Raw genomic sequence first — 8,983 nt, forward strand, 5'->3', positions numbered from 1 at the left:
CGCGGCGTTCGCGGTGGGCGGCTGGGTCGCCCTCGGCTGGCGCACGGGGTCGCGGAGTACGGCGATCGCCGCCGTCGCGACGGTCGGCGCCGCGTTCGTGGTGCTGGCCCCGGTCGTGCACCTCTGGTACCTGCTCATGCTCCCGCCGTTCGTCGCGACCCTCCGTCTGCCTCGGTACGGCACCGGCGGACTGGTGGCGGTGTCTCTCGTGGCCGGCCTGGTCGCGCCGCTGGACTCCTCACTGCACGGCGCCTACTACGCGATCGTCCTCGGCTGCATGACGGTCGCGCTGCTGCTGCCGGTGCTGCTGCTGACCCGGGTCGCGCGGGAGCGGCTGGCGCGGATCATGGCTCCGCTGGCGCCGGGGGTCCGCTCGTAGAGCCGGCCTAGCAGCCCGCTCCGACCCTCAGCTGATCGACGCCGGCGCCGGCGTGGACAGCCAGCATCCGGTCGACCGTGGCCGACCAGGGGAACAGCTCCGCCCGCCGGCGGGCGGCCCGGCGTCGTACCTGCTCCGGTCGCGCCGCCAGGCGGAGTACGGCGTCCGCGAGCGCCGTCGGCTCCGGAGCAGCCCACGCGCCGCAGACCGGGTCCACCAGCTCGCGGGCGCCGCCGCGATCGGCGGTCACCACCGGGGTGCCGCAGGCGAGTGCCTCCAGCACCGCGAGCCCGAAGGTCTCGCCGGGGCAGACGGAGAGGGCGATGTCGGCCTCCGCCAGCCGGTCGCGCAGCGCGGCCCGCCCGTCGACGTACCCGTGGAAGTGCACGGGCGTCCCGCGGGACATCTCCTCCAGCTCCTCGCGGTGGGGCCCGTCGCCGTACACGTCGAGGCGGACCGGCACCCCGCGGTGGTGCAGCTCGACAGCGGTCGCCACCGCCAGGTGCGGAGACTTCTCCCGCGAGAGCCGCCCGGAGTGCACCAGTCGCAGCTCGGCGCCGGCGTCCGCCTGCCCAGACGGTCGGCCAGACGGTCGGCCTGACGGTCGGCCGGACGGGCGGAAGGTCAGCAGGTCCACTCCCAGCGGCACCCGGGCGACCGGGCAGCCGGCGGCCTCGGCGACCGCCGCGAACTCCCCCTGGGCGTAGCGGGAGGTCACCACGACCGTGTCGAAGGTCCGCACCAGCACCCGGTTGAGCAGCCCGATCGAGACCTTCGACGTCGCCTCGAGGCCCGTCCTCATCGCGAACATGTCGCCCAGCCGCTCGTGGGACAGCAGGACGGTGCGGACGTCGTTGCGCCGCGCCCACCAGGCGACCGGGAGCAGCGTCAGCTTGTCGCTCCACTCGATGCTGGTGGGCGCGAACCGCTCGAGGGCCTCGATCACCCGCCACGGCTCCACGATCAGCCGGTAGCCGCCACCCACCCGCGGTGCGCGGACCTGCACGACGTCGCCGAGGTCGGTCTCCGTCACGGAGTCGACCGGACCGGGGATCACCAGGAGCCGCGACGCCCCGGAGTCGACGTAGCCCCCTCCGAGCTCGGCCAGGGCGGTCCGCATCCCTCCCGACGTCGCTCCCACGAAGTTGGCCAGCTGGGCGATCCGCACGCGGCGACCATGGCGCAGGGCGGTGAACCCGCGGGGGCCGGCGGTTGACCGGCGGGGAAAGATGAAGGCATGGGCAGGAAGCCACCCGAGGCGGACATCGACGAGACCGACCTCGAGGTCGAGGGTTCGGCGCACGCGGCCGCGGGTCCCGTCGCCGTCGGCGTCGCTCTCAAGCGAGCCGTGGAGCAGATGGGGGTGCGGCGCGCCACCCGCACGCTGCTCAAGGTGAACCAGGCCGACGGCTTCGACTGCCAGGGCTGTGCGTGGCCCGATCCTGACGCCGGCCACCGGCACCGCTTCGAGTTCTGCGAGAACGGCGCGAAGGCGGTCACCGAGGAGGCCACGCTGCGCCGGGTGGGCCCGGCCTTCTTCGCCGAGCACCCGGTCCACGGCACCGCGGGCCTGGCCAGCCGCTCCGACTACTGGCTGGGCCAGCAGGGCCGGATCACCGAGCCGATGGTGCTGCGCCCGGGGGACAGTCACTACCGGCCGATCGGCTGGGACGACGCGTTCCGGCTGGTCGCCGACCACCTCCGGGAGCTCGACAGCCCCGACCAGGCGGTGTTCTACACGTCCGGCCGCACGTCCAACGAGGCTGCCTTCCTCTACCAGCTGCTGGTGCGCGCCTACGGCACCAACAACCTGCCGGACTGCTCCAACATGTGCCACGAGTCCACATCGTTCGCGCTGGAGCAGACCATCGGCATCGGCAAGGGCTCGGTCTCCCTGCACGACATCGAGACCTCCGAGCTGATCGTCGTCGCCGGCCAGAACCCCGGCACGAACCACCCGCGGATGCTCAGTGCGCTCGAGGCGGCGAAGCACAACGGGGCCCGGATCATCTCGGTCAACCCGCTTCGCGAGGCCGGCCTGGTCCGCTTCAAGAACCCCCAGAAGCCGAGCGGAATCGTGGGTCACGGCACCGAGCTCGCCGACCTCCACCTCCCGATCCGGGTGGGCGGCGATTTCGCCCTCTTCCAGGCCTGGGGCGCCCTTCTGCTCGAGTGGGAGGCCGTCGACCGTGAGTTCGTCGAGCGCCACACCACCGGCTTCCAGGAGTACGCCGACGGGCTGGCCACGCTGGACTGGGACGCCGTGGAGCGGTCGACCGGGCTCACCCGTGCGCAGATCGAGGAGTCGGCGCGGATGCTCGCCGACTCCTCCGCCACGGTCTTCTGCTGGGCGATGGGCCTGACCCAGCACCGTCACGCGGTGGCGACGATCCAGGAGGTGGTCAACGTCGCACTGCTGCAGGGCAACATCGGCAAGCCCGGCGCCGGCCTCTGCCCGGTGCGCGGCCACTCCAACGTGCAGGGCGACCGGACGATGGGCATCTGGGAGAAGCCTCCCGACGCCTTCCTCGACCGGCTTCGCGACGAGTTCGGGTTCGAGCCGCCCCGGCACCACGGCGTTGACACCGTCGAGGCGATCCGTGCGCTGCGCGACGGCACGGCGAAGGTGTTCATCGGGATGGGCGGCAACTTCGTCTCCGCCGCCCCCGACACCGAGGTGACCGAGGCGGCGCTGCGCAACGCGGACCTCACCGTGCACGCCTCGACCAAGCTGAACCGGTCCCACGTCGTGCACGGCCGCACCGCTCTGATCCTCCCGGTCCTGGGCCGCACCGAGCGCGACCACACCGGCGGCCGGCCACAACGGGTCACGGTCGAGGATTCGATGTCGGCCGTGCACGCCTCGAAGGGTCCGCTCGACCCGGCCTCACCCGACCTGCGGTCGGAGGTCGACGTGGTCTGCTCCCTGGCCCAGGCGCTGTTCACCGGCGACCACCCCGGCGCCCGGATCCCGTGGTCGGAGTTCCGCTCCGACTACGCGACCGTCCGGCAACGGATCGCCAGCGTCGTCCCGGGCTTCGACGACTTCGACCGGCGGGTCACCGAGCCGGGCGGCTTCGTGCTCCCGCACCCGCCGCGCGACAGCCGGACCTTCCCCACCGCCGCCGGCCGCGCCGTCTTCACGACCTCGCCGCTCCAGGTGCTCGAGGTGCCCGACGGCCACCTGCTGCTGCAGACGCTCCGGTCGCACGACCAGTACAACACCACGATCTACGGGCTCGACGACCGCTACCGCGGGGTCAAGGGCGGTCGGCGGGTGGTGTTCGTGCACCCCGACGACATCGCCGAGCTCGGTTTCGTCGACGGGGACCGGGTCGACCTGGTCGGCGAGTGGCGTGGCGAGCGCCGGGTGGCCCGCGGCTTCCGGATCGTCGGGTACGACCAGCCACGCGGCTGCGCGGCGTCGTACTACCCGGAGACCAACCCGCTCGTGCCGCTGGACTCGACCGCCGAGGGCAGCAACTCCCCCACGTCGAAGGCCGTGGTCGTGCGACTCGTGCCCGCGGAGACACCATGAGCAACCCGGAGGCGCGGCCCGACGAGGTCGTCTGTGAGGGCAGGGACGCGGCCGGCGTCGAGCTGATGTCACCGCGGGAGGTCCCGCTCGGCGGGCCACGGGCGATGCTGGTGCGGCGCACGCTCCCGCAGCGGCACCGGTCGCTGATCGGCGCCTGGTGCTTCCTGGACCACTACGGGCCGGACCCCGTCGACCGGACCGGCGGCATGACGGTCGCGCCGCACCCCCACACCGGCCTGCAGACGGTGAGCTGGCTGTTCGAGGGCGAGGTCGAGCACCGCGACAGCGTGGGCAGCCGGGCCATGGTCCGGCCGGGCGAGGTCAACCTGATGACCGCCGGCCGCGGCATCAGCCACTCCGAGGTCTCCACCGACTCGACGACCGTCCTCCACGGTGCCCAGCTCTGGGTGGCGCTGCCCGACGAGTCCCGGCACACCGACCCCGGCTTCCAGCACTACGCGCCCGCGCAGGTCACCGGCGCGGGCTGGCGCGGCCGGGTCTTCCTCGGCTCGCTCCTGGGCGACACCTCGCCGGTCGCGACGTTCACCCCTCTCCTGGGTGCCGAGCTCGTCCTCGACCCGGGCGCGACCCTGCACCTGCCCGTCGACGCGAGCTTCGAGCACGGCGTCCTGGTCGACCTGGGGTCGGTCTCCGTCGGCGGGCTCGACGCGAAGGTCGCCGACCTCGCCTACGTCCCGCCCGGCACCGCCCAGATCGCCCTGGTGGCCGGCGACGATGGCTGTCGGATCCTCGTGCTGGGCGGCCCGCCGTTCGGCGAGTCGATCGTGATGTGGTGGAACTTCGTCGGCCGCAGCCACGAGGAGGTCGCCGGCTACCGCGCGGAGTGGCAGGCCCAGATCACCGATCCGAGGACCGGCGAGGTGGTCCCCGACGGCCGGCAGGTCGCGGAGGGTCGCTTCGGCGTCGTACCCGACCAGCCGCTCGGGCCGATCCCGGCGCCGGTGCTGCCCAACGCGCGGCTGCGGGAGCGACGATGACCCGCGGACAGACCGAACAGACCGCCCGGTGATCCTCGGGATCACCTGGCTCGTCGCGTTCCAGCTGCTCGGCGAGCTGGTCGTGCGCCTCGCGGGGCTGCCCGTTCCCGGGCCGGTCGCCGGCATGCTCCTGCTCTTCGTCGTCCTCCGGCTCCGCAGGTACGACGACGAGGGCTCCATCGTGCGCGCCGGCACCGCACTGCTGCGGCACCTGCAGCTGTTCTTCGTGCCGGCCGGCGTCGGCGTCGTCACCATGCTCGCGGTGATCGGCCGCGACGCCCTGCCGATCGCCGTGTCCCTGCTCGGCTCCTGGCTGCTCGCCCTCGCCGTCGTGGGCTGGGGCGCGGTGGGCCTGGAGCGGCTGCTCGGCCGACCGAGCGACGACCTGCCGGCCGCTCCCGCCCCGGGAGCCCGATGACCGACACCGTGCTCGACCTCGGCCGCTCGCCGCTCTCGATGCTGGCGATCACCCTGGTCGGCTACCAGCTCGGCCGCTGGCTCCAGCGGCGCAGCCGCGGCCACGCGCTCGCGCAGCCGGTCCTCGTCGCGATCGTGGTGGCGGGGCTCGCGATCACCGTCCTCGACGTCGACTACCCCGACTACCGCGACGCCACCGAGCTGATCGCGTTCTGGCTGGGGCCGGCGACGGTCGCCCTGGCGGTCCCGCTGCACCGGCAGGCCGACCGCCTGAAGGGCTTCGTCGTGCCGCTCCTCGCCGCGATCCTGGTCGGCGCCGCGGTCTCGATCGTCTCCGCGGTCCTGATCGCTCGCGCGCTCGGTGCCGACGACCTGCTCGAGAGGACCATCGCCCCCAAGGCGGCGACCACGCCCGTCGCGATCGCCGTGGCGGACGCCGCCGGAGGCGTCCCGTCCCTCGCCGCCGTGTTCGCGATCGCCGTCGGAATCCTCGGCGCCGTCGCCGGGCCGGCGGTCCTCAACCTGCTCAGGATCCGCGACCGGCGGGCGCGCGGGCTGGCCGTGGGCGCGGTCTCCCACGGCATCGGCGCCTCCCGGATGCTCCGGGAGGACGAGACCGAGGGCGCCTTCGCGGGCCTGTCGATGGGCCTCTCGGCGCTGGCGATCAGCCTCCTGGTGCCGTTGTTGGCCCTCTGGCTGCTCTGACGACGTGCCTGCGTCGAGCGCGTGCTCGCCACCCGCTAGCGTGCGTCCCATGCGCGTACACGCCTTCACAGACGACGCCCTGGGCGACCTCGACGCGGTCGGCGTCGCCGAGCAGATCAGCGCCGGGCGGATCTCCGTGCCCGAGGCGGTGGAGGCGGCGATCTCCCGGGTGGAGAAGGTTGCGGGCGAGCTGAACGCGATGGCCTTCACGGCCTACGACCGCGCCCGGGTCGAGGCGCGCAGCCCGCACCCCGGGTTCTTCTCCGGCGTGCCGACGCTGGTCAAGGACAACGTGGACGTCGCCGGCATGCCGACCATGGCCGGCACCGACGCCTGGGACCCTCGTCCGGCGCGGAGGGACGGCGACTTCGCAGCCATGTTCTTCGCAACCGGCCTGCTCCCCATCGGCAAGAGCCAGCTCTCGGAGTACGGCTTCAGCGCCTCCGCGGAGCACCCGCGGCTCGGCGCCGTGCGGACTCCCTGGGACACCGAGCACACCGCCGGTGCGTCCAGCTCCGGGTCGGGCGCGCTGGTCGCGGCCGGCGCCGTACCGATCGCGCACGCCAACGACGGGGGCGGCTCGATCCGGATCCCGGCCTCCGTCAACGGCCTGGTCGGTCTCAAGCCCACCCGCGGTCGCCTCGCCCAGGACAAGGCGTTGCGCGACATGCCGATCCGGATCGTGTCCGACGGCGTGCTGACCCGCACCGTCCGCGACACCGCGGCGTTCTACCGCGAGGCCGAGCGGGTGCACCGGGCGCTGAACCTGCCGCCGATCGGCGACATCACGCGGCCGATCAAGCGCCGCCTGCGCATCGCCCTCAACACCTCCGGCGTCGGTCGCGGCGCCGATGCGGAGACCGCGGCCCTGACCGAGCAGACGGCGGCTCTCCTCGAGGACCTCGGGCACACCGTCACCGAGTCCGACGCCCCGATCGCGCCGTCCTTCGCCGACGACTTCCTCCTCTACTGGGCCTCTCTCGCCCTCGCCATGCTGGTCACCGGCCGACCCCTGCACGGGCGCAGCTGGAACCGCGGCAACCTCGACAACCTCACCCGTGGCCTCGCTCGCCACGCGCGCCGCAACGTGCACCGGATCCCCGGCGCGGTCGCCCGGCTCCGGCGCGCCAACGCGCAGGCAGAGCTCTACTACGAGAAGTACGACGTCGCGCTGACCCCGACGCTCGCGATGGCCACCCCGCGGGTGGGCCACCTCGACCCGACGCTGGACTACGACGTCATCATGGACCGGCTGCAGGACTGGGTGGCCTTCACGCCGTGGCAGAACGTCACGGGCGCGCCGGCCGTCTCCCTGCCGCTCGCGACCACGGCGTCCGGGCTCCCACAGGGCATGATGTTCGGGGCCGCGCCGGGCCAGGAAGCGCTGCTGATCGAGCTCGCCTACGAGCTGGAGCAGGCGCGCCCGTTTGCCCGAATCCACGCCTGAAACGGGGAGTGTGGCCTCGATTTTCCGATCCGCACCGCGGGCTGTATTGTTCTGCGGCGTTGCCCCTTTAGCTCAGTCGGCAGAGCGTCTCCATGGTAAGGAGAAGGTCTACGGTTCGATTCCGTAAAGGGGCTCTGGGAGCAAGGGTCCGCCAAGCCCGCCGGCGTGGCGCGTGCCCTGACCCCTGGCGGGGTAGCTCAGGTGGTTAGAGCACACGGCTCATAATCGTGGTGTCGCGGGTTCGAGTCCCGCCCCCGCTACGCCAGACGACGATGTAGAACCCCGGCAGTACCCCACAGACCGCAGTAGAAGGACTTCCCGTGGCCAGCAAGAGCTCCGACGTTCGCCCCAAGATCACGCTCGCCTGCGTGGACTGCAAGGAGCGCAACTACATCACCAAGAAGAACCGGCGCAACGACCCCGACCGCATCGAGCTGTCGAAGTTCTGCCCGCGCTGCCGCAAGCACACGGCGCACCGCGAGACGCGCTGAGCGCTGCGTCTCCGACGCACCTCGCACGACCCGGACCCGCCCGCAAGGGCCGGTGCCGGGTCGACGCATTTTTCGGGTGGTTAGGCTCGGGCGCATGCCCATCGACGCGTCCCTCGTCGGCCGCGCGTTCCCCCCGACGCAGCCGTACCCGGTCACGAGCGAGGCCGTGACGGCCTTCGCCGCGGCCATCGGGGCCGGCGCACCCGTCGCGAGCGTGCCGCCGACCTTCCCCATCGTGGTCACCTTCGCCGCCCTGCAGGACTTCCTCGCCGCCCAGCAGGTGGAGCTGTCCCGGATCATCCACGGCGACCAGCGGTTCCGCTACGAGCGGCCGGTGGAGGTGGGCGACGAGCTCACCGCGACCCTGACCGTGACCGGGGTCCGCAGCATCGGCGGCAACGACATCGTCAGCACCGCCAGCGAGATCACCGACGCCGCCGGCTCCCTGGTGTGTACGGCGACCGCGACCCTCGTGCACCGGGGGGCCGCATGATGGCGACCCTCACGCCCGGCGCCGCGCTCGAGCCGATCACCTACGAGATCACCCGCGCCGACCTCGCCGCCTATGCGGTGGCCAGCGGTGACCACAACCCGATCCACCAGGACGAGGAGATCGCAATCGCGGTCGGCCTTCCCGGCGTGATCGCCCACGGCATGTACACCCTGGCGCTGGTCGGTCGCGCGGTGGCGCAGTGGACCGGCGGCGCCGAGGTCGTCGAGATCGGCGCGAAGTTCGTCCAGCCCGTCGTCGTACCCGCCGAAGGGTCCGCCCGGGTGACCGTCGCGGGGACCGTGGGGGAGCGGACCGACGCGGGGCTGCTGCCTCTCTCGCTCGAGGTCACCGCCGACGGCACGAAGGTGCTGGGGGCGCCGAGGGCGGCGGTTCGTGCCTGACCCGGCACCGGTGGAGGCGGCTCCCCGCCTCGCGGATCTCACCACGCTCCGGCTCGGCGGTCCCGCGCGCAGCTACGTGGCCGCGCGCAGCGCCGATGAGCTGGTCGCCGCGGT

General features: G+C 73.0%; 8 protein-coding genes, 2 tRNA genes and 2 pseudogenes. 11 read left to right on the forward strand and 1 reads right to left on the reverse strand.

Annotated elements, in window-relative coordinates; all coding sequences use genetic code 11:
- Positions 1 to 379: pseudogene (locus E7Z54_RS22770) on the forward strand (hypothetical protein); the annotation flags it as partial.
- On the opposite strand, the pseudogene E7Z54_RS00635 reads toward E7Z54_RS22770, so the two are convergent.
- Positions 305 to 1,499, reverse strand: a pseudogene (locus tag E7Z54_RS00635) (glycosyltransferase); the annotation flags it as partial. The pseudogenes E7Z54_RS22770 and E7Z54_RS00635 sit on opposite strands and share 75 nt — an antisense overlap.
- A gap of 117 nt (positions 1,500 to 1,616) precedes the next feature.
- Here E7Z54_RS00635 and E7Z54_RS00640 point away from each other — a divergent pair.
- From E7Z54_RS00640 to E7Z54_RS00685, 10 genes are all read left to right on the forward strand, one after another.
- Positions 1,617 to 3,917, forward strand: a complete 2,301-nt coding sequence (locus E7Z54_RS00640; protein WP_136430895.1) for an FdhF/YdeP family oxidoreductase — start codon at positions 1,617 to 1,619, stop codon at positions 3,915 to 3,917.
- Positions 3,914 to 4,915: a pirin family protein gene (locus E7Z54_RS00645; protein ID WP_136430896.1), complete on the forward strand. Its 1,002-nt coding sequence runs from the start codon at positions 3,914 to 3,916 to the stop codon at positions 4,913 to 4,915. Before E7Z54_RS00640 ends, E7Z54_RS00645 begins: the two co-directional genes overlap by 4 nt.
- A 28-nt stretch (positions 4,916 to 4,943) precedes the next feature.
- Positions 4,944 to 5,333: a CidA/LrgA family protein gene (locus tag E7Z54_RS00650; RefSeq protein ID WP_136430897.1), complete on the forward strand. Its 390-nt coding sequence runs from the start codon at positions 4,944 to 4,946 to the stop codon at positions 5,331 to 5,333.
- Positions 5,330 to 6,037 carry an LrgB family protein gene (locus E7Z54_RS00655; protein ID WP_136430898.1) on the forward strand — a complete coding sequence of 236 codons (708 nt, stop codon included), beginning with the start codon at positions 5,330 to 5,332 and terminating at the stop codon, positions 6,035 to 6,037. Before E7Z54_RS00650 ends, E7Z54_RS00655 begins: the two co-directional genes overlap by 4 nt.
- 49 nt (positions 6,038 to 6,086) lie before the next feature.
- Positions 6,087 to 7,484 carry an amidase gene (locus tag E7Z54_RS00660; protein ID WP_136430899.1) on the forward strand — a complete coding sequence of 466 codons (1,398 nt, stop codon included), beginning with the start codon at positions 6,087 to 6,089 and terminating at the stop codon, positions 7,482 to 7,484.
- A 61-nt stretch (positions 7,485 to 7,545) separates the two neighbouring features.
- Positions 7,546 to 7,618, forward strand: a tRNA-Thr gene (locus E7Z54_RS00665).
- Positions 7,619 to 7,670: 52 nt separating this feature from the next.
- Positions 7,671 to 7,744: transfer RNA gene (locus E7Z54_RS00670), tRNA-Met, on the forward strand.
- A gap of 60 nt (positions 7,745 to 7,804) precedes the next feature.
- Entirely contained in the window at positions 7,805 to 7,975 is a 171-nt protein-coding gene (gene rpmG, locus E7Z54_RS00675; protein ID WP_028654832.1) for a 50S ribosomal protein L33, read from the forward strand.
- Between the two features lie 94 nt (positions 7,976 to 8,069).
- Positions 8,070 to 8,468, forward strand: a complete 399-nt coding sequence (locus E7Z54_RS00680; RefSeq protein ID WP_136430900.1) for an FAS1-like dehydratase domain-containing protein — start codon at positions 8,070 to 8,072, stop codon at positions 8,466 to 8,468.
- A complete protein-coding gene (locus E7Z54_RS00685) occupies positions 8,465 to 8,869 on the forward strand; it encodes a MaoC/PaaZ C-terminal domain-containing protein (RefSeq protein WP_206055936.1) in 405 nt (134 codons plus the stop codon). The genes E7Z54_RS00680 and E7Z54_RS00685 overlap by 4 nt, the downstream gene beginning before the upstream one ends.
- The last annotated feature ends 114 nt before the right edge of the window (positions 8,870 to 8,983 follow it).

The organism is Nocardioides sp. (genome assembly GCF_004803405.1).
In the GTDB taxonomy this organism is placed as follows: domain Bacteria; phylum Actinomycetota; class Actinomycetes; order Propionibacteriales; family Nocardioidaceae; genus Nocardioides; species Nocardioides vastitatis.

Coding starts and splice junctions, on each gene's coding strand:
- E7Z54_RS00685 (WP_206055936.1), top strand. CDS start 8,465: ATGATGGCGACCCTCACGCCCGGCGCCGCGCTCGAGCCGATCACCTAC.
- E7Z54_RS00680 (WP_136430900.1), top strand. CDS start 8,070: ATGCCCATCGACGCGTCCCTCGTCGGCCGCGCGTTCCCCCCGACGCAG.
- E7Z54_RS00640 (WP_136430895.1), top strand. CDS start 1,617: ATGGGCAGGAAGCCACCCGAGGCGGACATCGACGAGACCGACCTCGAG.
- E7Z54_RS00645 (WP_136430896.1), top strand. CDS start 3,914: ATGAGCAACCCGGAGGCGCGGCCCGACGAGGTCGTCTGTGAGGGCAGG.
- E7Z54_RS00655 (WP_136430898.1), top strand. CDS start 5,330: ATGACCGACACCGTGCTCGACCTCGGCCGCTCGCCGCTCTCGATGCTG.
- E7Z54_RS00660 (WP_136430899.1), top strand. CDS start 6,087: ATGCGCGTACACGCCTTCACAGACGACGCCCTGGGCGACCTCGACGCG.